Below are 16,247 nucleotides of genomic sequence, written 5' to 3' on the forward strand. Positions count from 1 at the left end.
TTTGCAACGGTAACTTACGGCGTCACAGTACAGAGTGACGCCGTAAGAAAGAGTTAGGGGATAATGCGGGTGTATTTGCTGCCCTCAAGAGTCGCCCCCACCCGCAGACCTGCACGACCAAAGATCACGGCAAGAACCGGCGATAGAACCGTAGTGGTATCCGCGTTCACACTGTCTCCGCGATCGGAAATCACGTATTCAACATTTGCACCCGCTGCCCAACCGGGAGAGCGGCGGAAATCGCCCAACGCATCATCAGTCATGAAGAACAATACATGGGCGTACTGCTGCGCACCGATCTGTAGTCCGCCCGATGCTTTGGTGACCGAGTAATAATCAACTGTCGTGTCATTTACGCGCAGCGCACCGCGTCCGTATGCGCCACCAAGGCCAAGACCTGCTTCGGTCACGAGCGGCATGACCAGCATTCCGTTCGATTTATCGGCTAGTGTGCGTGTGTTGGGATAGGTGCGGTACATTTCTGCCAGCGTGGCATTGACCCGCGCATCAATTCGCCCCGATCCGGTAGAGCCGATGCCGTTACCACAAGCGGCCAGAGTGCTTGTGCCAGCAACCGCGCCCAACGCAAATGCGCGGCGCGTAAGAATAGAATGGGTCATGTGATTTGCCTGTCTCTTTAAACTGCTCGATTTTTACCGGTATTGTCCGGCTTATTTGCAAACCATAGGCGGTTTTATGCAAGTTGTCATTGGGTTTGCGCGCATGGGCGAAAAGATGCTGCGATGCCGCCACAGACTGATCATCGTTTTCCAAACTGACGAACGGCACCACCTTGCGATCCCAACTCTACCTATTGTTCCAGATCATTGTCCCATTTATCTGTGAACGGTGCGCTGAACACCATGAATGAAAGTACAATTGCTGTAAGAATTAAAGAGATACCGGTCTGGCCCAACCCGCATAACAAGCCGATGACACCCGCGCTCCAGATGCTGGCAGCGGTACCTGCGCCCTTGATAAAGTTTCCATCGCGAAACATCGCACCCGCACCAAGGAAGCCGATGCCGGTAATCACCCCCTGCATCACCCGCGTAGGATCAATCGGCACCTTTTCTGTTGCCAGCTGATCGATCAACTCCGAGGTGGCTATCATAATTCCGCATGACACTACGGAGATCACCACGAAGGGGCGAAAATCAATTGGCTTACTGCGAAAATATCGCTCCAACCCGATGGCAAGGGGCAGGAGGGTCGCCGCGGTCAGGCGAAGCAGCAAATCGGAAAGGCCCAAAGTAGAGAAAGTGAATAGTTCCATAATTGCTTTCCGGAATGATCCCAGCGAGGAGTATCGAAGATATTTTGCGTTTTGCAAGCCAGCTTGCCAAGGCCGGAAGCGTCCGACAGGGTCAGCTCTGCAAAAGCTTCGCCGCAGCGGGCGCAAAATACGTCAGGATACCGTCACAGCCTGCGCGCTTGAAGGCCATCAGGCTCTCCATCATCACGCGGTCTTCATCAATCATGCCTTGGGCAGCGGCAGCCTTGATCATGCTGTATTCACCCGACACCTGATAGGCAAATGTCGGCGCGCCAAAGGTGTCTTTGACCCTGCGGCAGATATCCAGATAGGGCAGGCCGGGTTTGACCATCACCATGTCTGCACCTTCGCCCAGATCACGTGCCACAAGGCGCAGCGCTTCGTCCGAATTGGCAGGGTCCATCTGGTAGGTTTTCTTGTCCCCCGTCAGCGCGCCCGAGGCCCCGACCGCATCACGGAACGGCCCGTAAAACGCGCTGGCGTATTTGGCGGCATAGCTGAGGATCATCACATTCTGAAAATCCTCCGCCTCAAGTGCCGCGCGGATCGCGCCGATGCGCCCGTCCATCATATCGGAGGGGCCGATAATATCGGCTCCCGCGCGCGCTTGCTCTACCGACATTTTCACCAATGCATCGACCGTGCGGTCATTGATGATCTGCCCGTCAACGACAAAGCCGTCGTGTCCGTTGATATTGTACGTATCCAGCGCCACATCCGTCATCACAACCAGTTCCGGCACGGCGGCTTTGATCGCGCGGATGGCACGGTTGACGTGGTTTTCAGGATCCCATGCGCCTGCGCAATCCTCTGTGCGTTCTTCCAAACCGGTGTAGGGGAATAAACAAATCGCGCCGATTCCCAGATCACGCGCCTCGATCGCGACATCGACAATTTTATCCACAGAGCGGCGCATGACACCCGGCATCGCGGGAATTTCCTCAACGATGCCTTCACCGTCACGCACAAACACAGGCCAGATAAAATCGGCCGCCGACAGATGGTTTTCACGGACCAACCCGCGAATCCCTGCGTTCTGGCGTAGGCGGCGCAGGCGGGTGGCGGGATAGGGCGCTTGGATAGGCTGCATGATCGTGTCCTCTGGAAAACTTTTCTCCTAAGGCTGTCATGTATTTTTGCCTTCCTCAAGAGGTCAGTAGGGGTAGGAATCGCCGCGCGCCCCAGCTATGACACTTAGAACGTGATTAACGAGCATTACATTGGACTGGTACCAGACCCTTTTTGAACTGATTGACATGCGCTCATTCTCGAACCTCTGGTTCTGGATTGTGCTGGCTGTGGTGTGGTCGACAACCAGCCACTACGGCCTTGGCGTGCCGTTCGATATGGTGTTGCGCGCCAAGCGCCACGGCGGCCAGTTCGAGAACGATCTCGAAGACCTTGTGCGCATTAACACAAACCGTTTGTTGTTCATCGCGCAGATGTCGGGCCTGTGGATTGCTGGTTTCGGCTGCTTCTTCCTGACCATTCTGGGACTGCTCGGCTTTGTCTACGGCAACGAATTCGCTCAATCGGTGATGCTGCTGGCATTTCCGTTGTCGCTGGTCGGTTTGCTAAGCCTGTCCACAGCGCGTCTAATACAAGAAGAAGACGCCCGCGGCGAGCAGTTGCGCAAACGGCTGATGCGTCACCGTCTGTACAGTCAGATCATCGGCATGATCTCGATTTTCGTGACAGCGATGTGGGGAATGTTCCAGAACCTGAGTGTTGGGCCCTTTGGTGGTTGACAGATACCGACTTCGCACCACATCACGCACCGCATGAAACCAGCCACACATATCACGCTTTCCGGCGCACCCGAAGGGTTTGACGCTAAACTGCTGTTGGCAGAGGTCGCCAAATCGGGCGCGCCGCTGATCCATGTCGCGCGCGACGACAAACGGATGGCCGCGATGAAAGAGGCGCTGGCGTTTTTTGCGCCAGATATGCCTGTCGTTGTCTTTCCCGGATGGGACTGTCTGCCGTATGATCGCGTGTCGCCCAATGCCGATATCTCGGCGCAGCGTATGGCCACGCTGGCGGGGCTGGTTCACGGGATGCCGTCGACGTTTATTCTGCTGACCACGCTGGGCGCGGCAACGCAGCGTGTACCGCCACGCGATATCCTGCGCACCGCCGCGTGGAGCGCGAAAGTGGGCGCGCGTGTGGATGAAAGAGGGCTGCGTGAATTTCTGGTCCGTATGGGATTTGTCCAAAGCCCGACCGTGATGGAGCCGGGAGATTACGCGGTGCGCGGCGGGATCATTGATATCTACCCCCCCGGTGATCTGGGGCCAGTGCGCCTTGATCTGTTTGGCGACGTCCTTGACGGTGCGCGCCGTTTTGACCCCGCTACACAGCGCACCACGGAAAAGCTGGAACTTGTGGAGCTTGCACCGGTCAGCGAAGTAATCCTTGACGAAGCGGCCATCACCCGGTTTCGCCAGAACTATCGCATCGAATTTGGCGCGGCGGGTACGGATGATCCGCTGTACGAAGGGATCAGCGCGGGGCGCAAGCCGCAAGGGGCAGAACACTGGTTGTCATTTTACTATGACACACTGGAAACCCTGTTTGACTATCTTCCCGAAGCTGCTGTTACGCTGGATGATCAACTGACTGCTATGCGCCTTGCGCGCTGGGACAGTGTCGCAGACCAATACGAGACGCGCAAAATCGCCATGGCCAACCGATCGAAAATGGATACGGTTTATAAACCGGCACCAGCATCTGGTCTGTATTTGGATGACGCCGCGTGGGAAGCCGCAGTCGCCGAGCGGCGGGTGTTGCAATTGGCACCATTGCCCCAATCTACAGGCCCCAATGTGTTGGATGCAGGCGGGCGTATCGGGCGCAATTTTGCACCAGAACGCCAGCAGGAATCTATCAGCCTTTTCGGGGCTTTGGCGTCACACATTAAAGCAAGGCTTGAGCAAGGTCCGGTTCTGATCGCGAGCTATTCCGAAGGCGCGCGCGAGCGTCTTACGGGGTTGATTGAGGAAGAAGGACTGGCCGAGGCTGTTCCTGTTCGCAACGCCAAGGGGATCGGTAAACGGGGCCTGCATCTGGCGGTTTGGGCGCTGGAACACGGTTTTGACGCGCCGTTGACCAAATCCGGTGAAGCCGGTCGCCTGACCGTGATTTCAGAGCAGGATGTGCTGGGCGACCGCCTGATCCGGCGGCCCAAACGCAAGCGGCGCGCCGAGAATTTCCTTTCCGAAGTCCAGAGCCTCACGCCCAACGATCTGGTTGTGCACGTGGATCACGGCATCGGCCGCTATCTGGGTATGGAAGTGATCAGCGCTGCAGGGGCTGCACATGAATGTCTCGTGCTGGAATATGCCGAGGGATCAAAGCTGTATCTGCCGGTCGAGAATATCGAACTGCTTAGCAAATACGGACATGAAGAGGGCTTGCTGGACAAGCTGGGCGGCGGCGCGTGGCAATCCAAAAAGGCCAAGCTGAAAGAGCGTATCCGCCAGATGGCGGACAAGCTGATCCGTATCGCAGCCGAGCGCGCCTTGCGCCGGGCACCCGTTCTGGAACCGCCGCCGGGGATGTGGGATGCGTTTTCGGCGCGTTTTCCCTATCAGGAAACCGATGATCAGTTAACCGCCATTGGCGACGTGATCGACGATCTGACCTCGGGCAACCCGATGGACCGTCTGATAGTAGGCGATGTGGGCTTTGGCAAAACCGAAGTCGCCATGCGGGCGGCCTTTGTGGCGGCGATGTCCGGGGTGCAGGTGGCTGTTGTCGCCCCCACCACGCTGCTGGCGCGCCAGCACTACAAAAGTTTCGCAGAACGCTTTCGCGGGTTTCCGATAGAGGTGCGCCAGCTGAGCCGTTTTGTCAGTGCCAAGGAAGCGGCGCTGACGCGGGACGGTATTACCAAGGGTACGGTTGATATTGTCATCGGCACCCATGCGTTGCTGGCGAAATCGGTGAAATTCAAGAACCTTGGTCTCCTTGTCATCGACGAAGAGCAGCATTTCGGCGTGAATCACAAGGAACGGCTCAAGGCGTTGCGCACCGATGTGCATGTACTGACCCTGACCGCCACGCCGATCCCGCGCACACTGCAATTATCGCTGACAGGGGTGCGTGACCTGAGCATTATCGGCACACCTCCCGTCGACCGCCTGAGCATCCGTACCTACGTGAGCGAGTTTGACACGGTCACCCTGCGCGAAGCGCTGCTGCGCGAGCACTACCGTGGGGGACAATCCTTCTATGTGGTGCCGCGCATCAGTGACCTGCCCGAAATCGAAGCATTTCTGAAAGACCAGTTGCCCGAACTTTCCTATGTCGTTGCGCACGGCCAGATGGCAGCGGGAGAGTTGGATGACCGGATGAATGCGTTCTATGACGGGAAATTTGATATCCTGCTGGCAACCACGATTGTCGAAAGCGGGCTGGATATCCCCACAGCCAACACGATGATCATTCACCGCGCCGATATGTTCGGATTGGCGCAGCTTTATCAGATCAGGGGGCGTGTGGGCCGCTCCAAAACCCGCGCTTATGCGTATCTGACAACCAAACCGCGCGCGAAACTGACCGCAACCGCCGAAAAGCGCCTGCGGGTGATCGGCTCGCTCGATACGCTGGGGGCCGGGTTCACGCTGGCCTCGCAGGATATGGATATCCGCGGCGCTGGGAACCTGCTGGGCGAAGAGCAATCCGGCCAGATGCGCGATGTCGGGTTTGAATTGTACCAATCCATGCTGGAAGACGCGATTGCCAAAATCCGGTCTGGCGAGCTGGAAGGCGTGGTCGATGATGACGGCCAGTGGGCCCCGCAGATTAACCTTGGTGTGCCTGTATTGATCCCCGAAGATTACGTACCCAATCTGGATGTGCGGCTTGGTCTCTATCGCCGCTTGTCGGAATTGACGACGAAGGTGGAGCTTGAAGGCTTTGCCGCTGAACTGATCGACCGCTTCGGCAAGCTGCCGCGTGAGGTGAACACGCTGATGCTGGTGGTGCGCATCAAGGCGATGTGCAAACGCGCTGGTATCGCAAAGCTGGATGCAGGGCCAAAGGGGGCCACGATCCAGTTCCACAATGACAAATTCGCCTCCCCCGAAGGGCTGGTGAAGTTCATTCAGGACCAGCGTGGCCTTGCCAAGGTGAAGGACAATAAGATTGTGGTGCGCCGCGACTGGAAGACAGACGCGGACAAGATCAAAGGCGCATTTGCGATCGCCCGTGATCTGGCCGAACATGTTGTCGCCAAAGAAAAAGCGGCCAGGAAAAAGGCGAAACCAGTCTAACCAATGGCATCGCGATGCATTGCACGGGCCATCCGCCACATACAAGCAAACGCGACTGAAGCGAGAACCAGAACGGATGTCGTCAACAACCGCTCGTCACCGCTGAACATGGTCCCAATCGGGCCCGAGATTGCGACCGCGCCGACAGTTGCAATCGCCCCCATCACAGAGGCAGCCATGCCGGCAATATGGCCCATTGGCTCCATCGCGAGGGCGTTGAGGTTGCCAATCGTCAGGCCGGCCTGAAAAAAGATATACATCTGCCAGAAAACAAAGAAATAGAAGCCGTACGTGCCGCCACCCAGATCAAACAGAATATAAGCGCCGGACAGAAAAATCTGAAACCCCAATGCCCAAGAAATCAGGCGGTGCATCCCAAATCGTACAACCAGAAGCGCGTTGATCAGGCTGGCTGATCCCGCGATCACGGCCACGACAAAAAACCAATAAGGAAACTCTTCGCCGCGGTCATACACCTGATCATATACTTGCTGCACCAGCATCAATGTCAAAAACAGCATTGCTGATACCAGCATCTGCGCAATGATTGATAAGCGCACCACAGGATGCAACGCCATCTCGCGCATTGCCGCAAACAGCAGTTTCAGCCGCAGGGGGCGACGATTTTCGACCGGCAGGGTTTCGGGCAAGCGGACCATCATCCAGATGCTAAAGATCATGGCAAACAGGATGAACGCGATAAAGATGCCGCGCCAACTGGACCAGTCAATAATAAACGACCCTAGCATTGGCGCAACGGCTGGAACGATCGTAAAGATCATCATCACAACCGAAACGATCTGCGCCATCTGGCGGCCTGAAAAGCGATCCCGCACCACCGCGATTGAAACGACCCGCGGTCCGGCAGCGCCAAGTCCTTGCAAAACACGAGCGAACAGCACCAGCTCCAGCGATTGACTGGCCCATGCGAGACCTGCGCCGAAGATAAACAGTGCGCTGGCCGCTAAAACAACCCGTTTACGCCCGAAAGCATCCGACAACGGGCCGGTAAAAAAGGTGCCGGCCCCCATGCCGAACAGGAACATGCTGAGAATCAGGGGAGCTTTGTTTGGCGCATCCGGCGAAAGCTCTGCCGCGATCTGGGGCAGGGCGGGTAACATCGCATCAATTGAAAAAGCTACGGACGCCAACATCATGGCCATCAGGGCCACAAACTCGGTGCGGCCCATATTAAACTTATCTGTATCAGCCGCCACGTGTTACTCCGCTGTGTAAGGTGCCGGTGTCCGGCTACGTGCAGAGGGTTATCTGGCGATTAACGCAATGGCAATTGCAAAGAAATTCACGCTTTTAGATCAGTATCCTGAAGCGAGGCGCAGGTCGCTGTCCGGCACCGCATTGAAAGGCGTGCGCGCGCCGATGATTTCCGCACGGGGAACATAGACTACCTGCGTGACATCTTCGAAATGATCGAACTGTCCTTTCCAGTCATCACCCATAGCAAATACGGATACGTTATAATTGATAATGTCAGTGTATTTCTGATCCCATTCCTGCTCGGCGATCACGCGGCTGACGAAACGGCAACTTTCCAGCATCAAACGGCGGTCTGCGTAGGAGGTTACGGACGGCACGCCCATCTTTTCATTGTAGGCATCTGTCGAGCAGCCGACCACCAGTTCAGAGCCCAACATCGACAGCCGTTGCAGCAATCGCGCATGGCCCTGATGGAACAGATCAAACGACCCGTAGGTAAGCACAACACGCGAAGACATCGCAGAAATCATAGACAAGCCCTTTCTCAATTCACCACCTCCCGTGCGGATGCACAGATTGAGCGGTACAGCGGCGCATTTGCCGCCCACAAATTGGAATGGGAGCATCCCGTCGGGGATGAGGTCCTGTTCACTGCCTGCCTACCTGCTCAAAGGTATTATTTTAGATGAGGCTTTGTGCCCCTTGATGACGATTCTAGGTCACCTTCAGGCTGTCGCATAGCGATAAGTGATACATTGGCCAAGATTGCGACGCATTTGCAACAGCGTCAGCTTTCTTTTGTCACTTCTTCGATCACCTTCGCCCAAAGCTCGGGCGGTTGCGCCCCGGGGACGGCATGGCGGCCTGCGACGATAAAGGTAGGGACCGATGAAATACCCATCTCACGGCTGTGCGCGTCTCGGTCGCGGATGTCCTGCACATCGGCATCACTTTCCAGCAGCCGCGCAATCACCGACGCGTCAAGTTCGATCCCGTCCGCAATATCTGTCAGCACTTCGGCATCGCCGATATCGCGCGCATCGACGAAATATGCTTTGAACAGCGCGGATACAGCGGCGGTTTGACGCCCCTCAATCCCTGCCCAGTGGATCAGGCGATGTGCGTTTAATGTGTTGGGGGTGCGCTGCATCCCTTCGAAATTGATATTCAGACCCGCTTTTTGGGCGTTTTCCACAACAGGTGCATAGGCTTGCACCGCCGCTTCCTTACCGCCGAATTTGGTTTCCAGATAGGTGCGCCTGTCCATGCCCTGCGCAGGCATATCTGGGTTGAGCTGGAACGGATGCCACTCAATCAAAAATGGATGATCGGGGTGCGCGGCCAATGCGCGGTCCAGATATGCTTTGCCGATATAGCACCACGGGCAAATCGGATCGGACATAATATCGAGCTTGATCGGGTCGGTCATCGGGATGCCTCATAATGCTGGCGCAACGCGCGGCGCAGGATTTTGCCATTTGCGCCCATGGGCAGCTGCGGCAGATGAATATAAAGGCGCGGCTGCTTGTAGCGCGCCAGATTGTCTTGCGCATAACTGTGCAGGGCCTCTTCGTCCAGTGGGGCAGCGGCGGTGTAAAAGGCGGCGATCACGCTCACATCCTGTTTTACGTTCACTTCCGCCACACCGACAGCGCTTATGCCCTCAAACCGCGCAAGGCAGGCTTCAACCTCGACGGGTGAGACGCGAAAGCCGCCGGCGTTCATCATATCATCGTTGCGTCCCAGATAGGTAATCTGGAAATCCCCGTCCATGCTGCCCTGATCGCCGGTCAAAAACCACTCACCCTGCATTTTGGCGGCGGTTTCCTCGGGGGCATCAAGATAACCCAGCATCAGCCCCGGATCACTGCGATGTACAGCGATTGTGCCTTCGGTTTCCAGGGGCACAGGCCCGTCCGGCCCCAGGACGGCGATGCGGCGGCCTTTTTGCGGTCGGCCCAAAACGGTGGTCGGAGCAGGATGGTCAGGCGCGCCGGAGATAAACGTCGAACATTCCGACATGCCGTAGGCTTCGAACACGGGGGTACCTGTGGCTCTCTCCCACCGCTCGCAAACCGCGGGGGGCAGCTTTTCTCCCGCGCTCAGCCCATGGCGCAGGACAGGCATGGCGGGTAGGTCCGGCTGGTCCAGCAATTGGCGATAAACGCCCGGTGCTGCGGCAAAGATCGTTGCATCGTGTTGCGCAATGAGGTTGGGAAGATCAGGCGCCTGCGTGCCGACAGCAGGGATCAGGGCGGTGGCCCCGATGGTCCACGGGTCCATCAGGCCAGTGCCAAGCGTATAGGTCCAGTTGAACGCACCGGCATGTAAAACACGGTCACTGCTGCGGAGCCCGTACCAGCCATCATGCATCATCAGGCGCGCCCAGATCGCGCGATGGGCGTGAACCACGGCGCGCGGGCTGCCCGATGTGCCGGATGTATAGATAATATAGGCCGGACGCTCCGGATCACCCATATGCCAGTCGGCGGCGGGCAAATTGCGCATGGCGCGCAACCTATCCAGACCGATGATGCGTTGATCGGTCGGGCAGGCAACGGCGGGATCATGCAGGATCGCTGCAGGCGCGAGGGTTTCGATCATCGGTGCGACTTCGCGGTCGGTCAGGGCCGAGGCAGTTGGCACAGGCACAAGACCGGCAGCAATGGCGCCCAGATAGGCAATGGGGAAATCAACCGTATTGCCCAGCCGCATTAAAATGCGATCCCCCGCGACAGCGCCGGTTTCCAGCAGACCGGTTGCCGTGCCCAGCACAGCAGCTTTCAAATCGCGGTATGTCCATTCCTCGGACCCCAGAACAGCCAGCGCCAGCTTGTCGGGCGCATCTTCGGCATGGGCAAGGACATGCGCCGCCATGTTGAACGGTTCGGGGCAGGGTGATGGCGGGCCTTGATCGAAGATTGAGAGCATATGCATCGCTACCCCGCGTTTGTGCGCGTTGCAAGGTGCACAGCATGGCCGTATAGAAACAACATGAATGATGAAGCAGCAAAATCAATGATCCAGATCGCGCGCGAGGACGGTGCCAGCCATAAGGTGCCGCCTGTCGATCTGGGCGCGCGGGTGCGCGAATTGCGCAAGGCGCGCGGCTGGACGCTTGAGCAGGCGGCCACTCAGGCCGGTCTTGCCCGCTCGACCCTTTCGAAAATCGAAAACGCACAGATGTCACCGACCTATGACGCGTTGAAAAAGCTGGCGGTCGGGCTGGAAATTTCCGTGCCGCAGCTGTTCACGCCCCCCGCAGCAGAGCAGATCAACGGGCGCATGGCTGTCACCAAATCCGGTGAGGGTGCCGCGCAAGCGACAGCAACCTACGAGCATGAATTGCTGGCCGACAGCCTGCGCAAAAAGAACATGTTGCCCTACCGCGCCCGTATCCGCGCACGGCAGATGGAAGAATTTGACGGCTGGGTGCGCCACGATGGCGAGGAATTTCTGTTTGTTCTCACCGGCGTGATCAAGCTGTTCACCGAATTTTACGAACCCATCGAAATGCGGCGTGGCGACAGCGCCTATTACGATGCAGCCATGGGCCACAACGTAATATCAATCTCGGATGAAGATGCGACCATTCTGTGGGTCACATCACTGGTTTAACCTGATGTTGCGGCGCGGGTTCGGTGTGCGCTATTCGCTTGCGTCCCACCACCACACCTCCGGCATCCACTGCGCACCGTCGCCGTAGATCGGCAGTGTATCGGGGTACTTCATCTCGCGCACATGGGCGATGCGCCCGTCTGTGTAGGCCCAGAACGGGATCACATAGCGGCCAGCCGTTAGAACACGGTCAAGCGCGCGGGTGGCGGCAATGAAATCGGCACTATCGCGTGCGTTCAGCATCGCATCAATCATGGCATCAATCGCCGGATTGCGCGCGCCCATCAGATTGCGCGAGCCTTGCTGGTCGGCGGCATCACTTCCCCAATAGAACTTCTGCTCGTTTCCGGGGCTCAGCGAGAGCGAGCGGCGGAAAGTGGTGATGTCAAAATCAAATTCGCCGGTACGCGAGAAAAACTGTGCATCGTCGACCGTTTCGATCGTGGCAGCGATTCCCAGACGGTTCAGCCCCCGCAAATATAGATCGGCAATCGCGATATCCTCGGTGCTCCCTTTGGCGATCAGAATGGTGAAGCTGACAGGCGTGCCATCGCCGCGCATCATGGCACCGTCCTTTACCATGTATCCCGCCGCCTCGAATTGCGCCATTGCCGCGCGGATGCCTGCACGGTTACGGGCCGAGCCATCGGACACAGGCAGGGCGTAGCCTTCGATTGTGCCATTGGGCAGGGTGTCCTGATAAGGCAACAGAAGATCTGCAACACGCCCTTGGGCCGGGCCATCCTCTTTGCCCAGTACAGAGTTAGAGAAATACGAGCTGATGCGCGGCTGACTGCTGCCAGTGAGCGTGTCGTTGATGTATTCAAAGTTGAACGCCTGGATCAGCGCATCCCGCACCCGCCAGTCATCAAACGGCGCGCGGCGGGTGTTCATAACAAACCCGGTCATACCGGAGGGTTTCTGGTGTGGAATGACCGATTTCACGATGTCGCCGCGCGTTACGGCAGGAAAATCGTACTGGCTGTTCCAGACTTCGGCGTTGAATTCGCGCACGGCAGACACTTCACCCGCCTTAAAACCTTCGAACAACACTTTGGCATCACCGTAAAAATCTAGCTTTATGCTGTCGTAATTATGCGTGCCCGCGCGAAACGCCAGATCCTTGCCCCAGTAATCGGGGTTGCGGGTAAGCTGCACATAACGTCCGCCTTCATATCCCGTGATCGTATAGGGGCCGGACCCGAGCGGAATTTCCTGAATAGGGGCATTGGCAAAATCGCGCCCTTCCCACTGGGCTTTTGACAACACCGGACGCAGACCCGCCAGCAGCGCCAGTTCACGATTGGGTGTGTTAAAGGTGATCTTGACAGCGCGCGGCCCTGTCTTTTCGATGCTGTCGATCTGGCCATAAAGGCTCAGGTATCGGGGGTGGCCCTGCGTGCCCAGCATTTCAAAACTGAAAATGACATCATCAACGGTCAGAGGGCTACCGTCGGAAAATTTGGTGCCTTCGCGCAGGGTAAATTCGACCCAAGTGCGCTCTTCGTCGGTTTCAACCGATTCGGCTAGCAATCCGTAAAGCGTAAACGGTTCGTCCCATGAACGGCCCATCAGGGTTTCGTGGGTGAAATGCGGTAATTGCCATGGTGACGTGCCTTTGCGCACAAACGGATTGAGACTGTCAAAGCCGCCAGTGTTGCCCAAAGTGATCGCGCCGCCCTTTGGCGCATCCGGATTTGTATAGGGCAGGTGCGTGAAATCCGCAGGCAGGGCAGGCGCGCCGTACATGGCTATCGCATGCTCAGGCTCGGCTTGGGCCGCGAATCCCCAAAGAATCAGTGAAGAAAGGGCCACAAACGTCCGTGTCCTCGGGAAATTATCTAAAGCCATTTTCGAAACAATCCTGCGCTGCCCTTTTTTTTATTACTAAAACCTCTAACGGGGTCTATTGGCGGGCGCAAACTTTATGCTTGGCGTTTGGGCGATTATTGCTTATAAAGGTGTCACTGCTCGATAGGTTTCTTGCCTGTATGAAACCTGCCTCAATAACTTGACGCCCGCCTTGTGCGGGCGTTTTTTTTTGCCCTAATTTTTCGTGGATATCTTTTGACGCTCGGGCAACGGGGAACCCTAAGGGGGGGTAGTGCATTTCCATTCCTGATGGCGCGCGTCATAAGCTATTTAAATATACAATCATCAGGAGAATTCCCATGGCACTTACATACGATCTGTCCGGCAAAACCGCTGTTATCACCGGATCGAATTCGGGTATCGGTTTGGGCATCGCCCAGCAATTGGCGCAAGCGGGTGCAAACGTTGTTCTGAACTCGTTTACCGATAATGACGAAGATCATGCACTGGCCGAAGAAATCGCCAGCGTCACCGGTGTTAAGGCGCGTTATATCAAGGCGGATATGTCCAAAGGTGACGAATGCCGCAAGCTGATCGAGGATGCGGGGGTGTGTGATATCCTGATCAACAACGCCGGCATCCAGCACGTTGCGCCGATTCCCGATTTTCCGGCCGACAAATGGGATGCGATCATTGCGATCAATCTCAGCTCTGCCTTTCACACAACCGCCATAGCCCTGCCCATGATGCGCAAAGCCGGTTGGGGGCGGGTGATCAACATCGCTTCCGCACACGGGCTGACGGCATCGCCCTATAAATCGGCCTATATCGCTGCCAAACACGGGATTGTCGGGCTGACAAAGACCACCGCGCTTGAAACCGCAGAAGAGCCAATTACCGCAAATGCGATCTGTCCGGGTTACGTTCTGACGCCAATCGTTGAAAAGCAAATCCCTGACACGATGAAAGAATACAACATGTCGCGTGAGGAAGTGATCCAGAACGTCATGCTGAAACGCCAGCCGAGCAAGGAATTCGCAACTGTGGAGCAGCTGGGCGGCACCGCCGCGTTCCTTTGCTCTGCGGCGGGGGATCAGATTACCGGCACCACCATCAGCGTAGATGGCGGCTGGACGGCCCTGTAAAATACAGCGCGGCCTGCAATCGGGCCGTGCATTCATTAACCAATAAGGCGGGCTTATGGCACAGACGAAAAAGATCAATCTTGCACTTCAGGGCGGCGGCGCACACGGGGCTTTCACCTGGGGCGTGCTGGACCGGTTGTTGCAAGAAGACGATCTGGAAATTTGCGCCATATCGGGCACCTCTGCAGGTGCGCTGAACGGTGCTGCCCTAAAATCCGGCATGACAACCGGAGGTCGGGAAGGCGCACGCGAGAATCTTGAATGGCTCTGGATGCAGGTCGCGGGTGTGAGCGATCTGCGTCTTGGTGACTGGATGGCGCCGTTCGGCCTGCAATTTCTGAGCAAGCAGATTGAGTATAGCATGCCCTATGCTGTTACCGATGCGGTTTCGCGGGTTATGTCGCCCTATGCGCAAGGGCCGTTTTACAAGAACCCCCTGCAGGACATCGTTGAGCGGTTTGACTACGACCGTGTGTGCAACGCACATGCGCCCCTATTTTATGTAGGTGCAACCCGCGTGCGCAACGGAAAAATTCGGATATTTGAGGGTGATGAGATCGGCCCCGACGCGCTGATGGCCTCTGCCTGCCTGCCGACTGTTTTTCAAGCTGTGCAGATTTTTGACAAAACCACAGATCGGGTCGAGGCGTTTTGGGATGGTGGATTTACCGGCAATCCCGCGTTGTTTCCATTCTTCGTTCCGGAATTGCCCGATGATGTGGTGATCATCAATATTAATCCGCTGGAGCGCGATGAAATTCCCACCTCGCCGCAGGAAATCCAAAATCGCATTAACGAGATCAGCTTCAACTCCAGCTTGTTGCGCGAATTGCGTGCAATTGATTTTGTACAACGGCTGATTGACGAAGGCATGGTCGATTCCGACAGGATGAGCCGGGTGCGCATCCATATGATCGCCGATGATAAACTGATGGCACAGCTTTCGGCGGCGACAAAAATCGTTCCTAATCCGCACGTTATCGGCCAACTAAAGCTAGCGGGCCATGCCGCCGCTGAAGAATTTCTGCGCAATGACGTTGATAATATCGGCAAACGTAGCAGCGTGAACCTGCGAGAGATGTTCGCTTAACTGCGGCTCTGCAGGTCGAGCAACGGCGGCTCGCCGTTGTTCAGCGCTTTTGCGTTCGGGTACACCAGCCCCGCCGAGATCACCAGCTTGGCGGAGTCTTCGACAGACATGTCCAGCTCGATAACGTCGCGCTTGGGGAGGAACAGCAAAAACCCGGACGTGGGGTTGGGGGTGGTCGGCAGAAAAACCGACATCACCTCACCCGATGGGTCCGATTTGCGAGCTATCTCTCCCTTGGCCGTGGTTGAGATAAAGCCGATAGCCCAAATACCCTTGCGCGGATATTCGATCAGGCAGGCCTTGTCGAAACTGCTCTCTGTCTGGGCAAAGATTGTCTCCGAAATCTGCTTGATCCCAGAATAGATCGAGCGCACAACAGGTGTCCGCTCGACGAGGCTTTCTGCGAAGCGGATAAATGAACGTCCAATCAACCCTTTGGCAATGAACCCCACAAGGATGGTGAACAGCAAAAAGATGATCACACCGATGCCGCGCACGTTGATTTGTGACAACGGGTCCAGACCCAGAAGATCCTGTATCCACCTGTCGGGGTGATATTTCAGCGGCACCAACGGCAGGACAAATCCGTCAATCCAGCCGACAACGCTCCAGATCAGCCAGATGGTAAGGCCGACCGGCGCAATCACCACCAATCCAGTCAGAAAATTGCTGCGGGCGCGGCCGATCAGGCCACGTTTTGGCGGCTGAACCGGCTCTGGGTCAAATGGGGTGCTCATCAGGTGGGCTGTTTCCGAATGGTCGTTAAACTACAGGTAGGTGCAAACGCAGGCCATGCAATAGCCTGCGCCGCT

The 16,247-nt window shown here is 56.8% G+C and carries 14 protein-coding genes; 5 read left to right on the top strand and 9 right to left on the bottom strand.

The annotated features are described in order from the left end of the window. Positions 1-53: 53 nt before the first annotated feature. The 3 genes from OS189_RS03395 to hemB all read right to left on the bottom strand — a co-directional run bounded on the left by OS189_RS03395 (position 54) and on the right by hemB (position 2,366). On the bottom strand, positions 54-620 hold the full coding sequence (locus OS189_RS03395; RefSeq protein ID WP_267165859.1) for a lipid-binding SYLF domain-containing protein: 567 nt from the start codon (positions 618-620) through the stop codon (positions 54-56). Between the two features lie 191 nt (positions 621-811). Then, complete coding sequence (locus OS189_RS03400; protein ID WP_267165860.1) at positions 812-1,276, bottom strand: MgtC/SapB family protein; 465 nt, start codon at positions 1,274-1,276, stop codon at positions 812-814. A 91-nt stretch (positions 1,277-1,367) separates the two neighbouring features. Next, on the bottom strand, positions 1,368-2,366 hold the full coding sequence (hemB, locus tag OS189_RS03405; RefSeq protein WP_267165861.1) for a porphobilinogen synthase: 999 nt from the start codon (positions 2,364-2,366) through the stop codon (positions 1,368-1,370). Positions 2,367-2,496: 130 nt separating this feature from the next. Between hemB and OS189_RS03410 the strand changes: the two genes are divergently transcribed. Together OS189_RS03410 and mfd are read left to right on the top strand one after the other, a co-directional pair. After that, positions 2,497-3,024, top strand: coding sequence for a component of SufBCD complex (locus OS189_RS03410; RefSeq protein WP_267165862.1), 528 nt, complete (start codon positions 2,497-2,499; stop codon positions 3,022-3,024). Positions 3,025-3,057: 33 nt separating this feature from the next. Next, positions 3,058-6,552, top strand: coding sequence for a transcription-repair coupling factor (gene mfd, locus OS189_RS03415; protein ID WP_267165863.1), 3,495 nt, complete (start codon positions 3,058-3,060; stop codon positions 6,550-6,552). Here the strand turns inward: mfd and OS189_RS03420 are convergent. The 4 genes from OS189_RS03420 to OS189_RS03435 all read right to left on the bottom strand — a co-directional run bounded on the left by OS189_RS03420 (position 6,549) and on the right by OS189_RS03435 (position 10,701). Further along, positions 6,549-7,769 (bottom strand): multidrug effflux MFS transporter, encoded by a 1,221-nt coding sequence (locus OS189_RS03420; RefSeq protein WP_416237443.1) that lies wholly within the window; start codon positions 7,767-7,769, stop codon positions 6,549-6,551. The genes mfd and OS189_RS03420 overlap by 4 nt on opposite strands. Before the next feature lie 99 nt (positions 7,770-7,868). Continuing rightward, a complete protein-coding gene (locus OS189_RS03425) occupies positions 7,869-8,396 on the bottom strand; it encodes an adenylyltransferase/cytidyltransferase family protein (RefSeq protein WP_267165864.1) in 528 nt (175 codons plus the stop codon). A 161-nt stretch (positions 8,397-8,557) separates the two neighbouring features. Continuing rightward, entirely contained in the window at positions 8,558-9,199 is a 642-nt protein-coding gene (locus tag OS189_RS03430) for a DsbA family oxidoreductase (RefSeq protein ID WP_267165865.1), read from the bottom strand. After that, complete coding sequence (locus OS189_RS03435) at positions 9,196-10,701, bottom strand: class I adenylate-forming enzyme family protein (RefSeq protein WP_267166068.1); 1,506 nt, start codon at positions 10,699-10,701, stop codon at positions 9,196-9,198. The genes OS189_RS03430 and OS189_RS03435 overlap by 4 nt, the downstream gene beginning before the upstream one ends. A gap of 63 nt (positions 10,702-10,764) precedes the next feature. On the opposite strand from OS189_RS03435, the gene OS189_RS03440 reads away from it, so the two are divergent. Then, positions 10,765-11,388: a helix-turn-helix domain-containing protein gene (locus OS189_RS03440; RefSeq protein ID WP_267165866.1), complete on the top strand. Its 624-nt coding sequence runs from the start codon at positions 10,765-10,767 to the stop codon at positions 11,386-11,388. 30 nt (positions 11,389-11,418) lie between these two features. Here OS189_RS03440 and OS189_RS03445 read toward each other — a convergent pair whose 3' ends face one another. Then, entirely contained in the window at positions 11,419-13,137 is a 1,719-nt protein-coding gene (locus OS189_RS03445) for an extracellular solute-binding protein (RefSeq protein WP_267166069.1), read from the bottom strand. A gap of 422 nt (positions 13,138-13,559) precedes the next feature. On the opposite strand from OS189_RS03445, the gene OS189_RS03450 reads away from it, so the two are divergent. Then, the gene (locus tag OS189_RS03450) at positions 13,560-14,345 is read left to right on the top strand and encodes a 3-hydroxybutyrate dehydrogenase (protein ID WP_267165867.1); all 786 of its coding nucleotides are present in this window, start codon (positions 13,560-13,562) and stop codon (positions 14,343-14,345) included. A gap of 55 nt (positions 14,346-14,400) precedes the next feature. Beyond that, on the top strand, positions 14,401-15,435 hold the full coding sequence (locus OS189_RS03455) for a patatin-like phospholipase family protein (protein WP_267165868.1): 1,035 nt from the start codon (positions 14,401-14,403) through the stop codon (positions 15,433-15,435). Here OS189_RS03455 and OS189_RS03460 read toward each other — a convergent pair. Next, positions 15,432-16,172 carry a DUF502 domain-containing protein gene (locus tag OS189_RS03460; RefSeq protein ID WP_267165869.1) on the bottom strand — a complete coding sequence of 247 codons (741 nt, stop codon included), beginning with the start codon at positions 16,170-16,172 and terminating at the stop codon, positions 15,432-15,434. The two genes, OS189_RS03455 and OS189_RS03460, sit on opposite strands and share 4 nt — an antisense overlap. Between the last annotated feature and the right edge of the window lie 75 nt (positions 16,173-16,247).

Origin of the sequence: Sulfitobacter sp. F26169L (assembly GCF_026410285.1) — a bacterium.
Classification (GTDB): Bacteria; Pseudomonadota; Alphaproteobacteria; order Rhodobacterales; family Rhodobacteraceae; genus Sulfitobacter.

Excerpts from the sequence above, each read along its gene's own strand:
- OS189_RS03395 (WP_267165859.1), bottom strand. The coding sequence starts at position 620 with ATGACCCATTCTATTCTTACGCGCCGCGCATTTGCGTTGGGCGCGGTT.
- OS189_RS03400 (WP_267165860.1), bottom strand. The coding sequence starts at position 1,276 with ATGGAACTATTCACTTTCTCTACTTTGGGCCTTTCCGATTTGCTGCTT.
- hemB (WP_267165861.1), bottom strand. The coding sequence starts at position 2,366 with ATGCAGCCTATCCAAGCGCCCTATCCCGCCACCCGCCTGCGCCGCCTA.
- mfd (WP_267165863.1), top strand. The coding sequence starts at position 3,058 with ATGAAACCAGCCACACATATCACGCTTTCCGGCGCACCCGAAGGGTTT.
- OS189_RS03425 (WP_267165864.1), bottom strand. The coding sequence starts at position 8,396 with ATGCTCCCATTCCAATTTGTGGGCGGCAAATGCGCCGCTGTACCGCTC.
- OS189_RS03430 (WP_267165865.1), bottom strand. The coding sequence starts at position 9,199 with ATGACCGACCCGATCAAGCTCGATATTATGTCCGATCCGATTTGCCCG.
- OS189_RS03435 (WP_267166068.1), bottom strand. The coding sequence starts at position 10,701 with ATGCTCTCAATCTTCGATCAAGGCCCGCCATCACCCTGCCCCGAACCG.
- OS189_RS03440 (WP_267165866.1), top strand. The coding sequence starts at position 10,765 with ATGAATGATGAAGCAGCAAAATCAATGATCCAGATCGCGCGCGAGGAC.
- OS189_RS03445 (WP_267166069.1), bottom strand. The coding sequence starts at position 13,137 with ATGTACGGCGCGCCTGCCCTGCCTGCGGATTTCACGCACCTGCCCTAT.
- OS189_RS03450 (WP_267165867.1), top strand. The coding sequence starts at position 13,560 with ATGGCACTTACATACGATCTGTCCGGCAAAACCGCTGTTATCACCGGA.
- OS189_RS03455 (WP_267165868.1), top strand. The coding sequence starts at position 14,401 with ATGGCACAGACGAAAAAGATCAATCTTGCACTTCAGGGCGGCGGCGCA.
- OS189_RS03460 (WP_267165869.1), bottom strand. The coding sequence starts at position 16,172 with ATGAGCACCCCATTTGACCCAGAGCCGGTTCAGCCGCCAAAACGTGGC.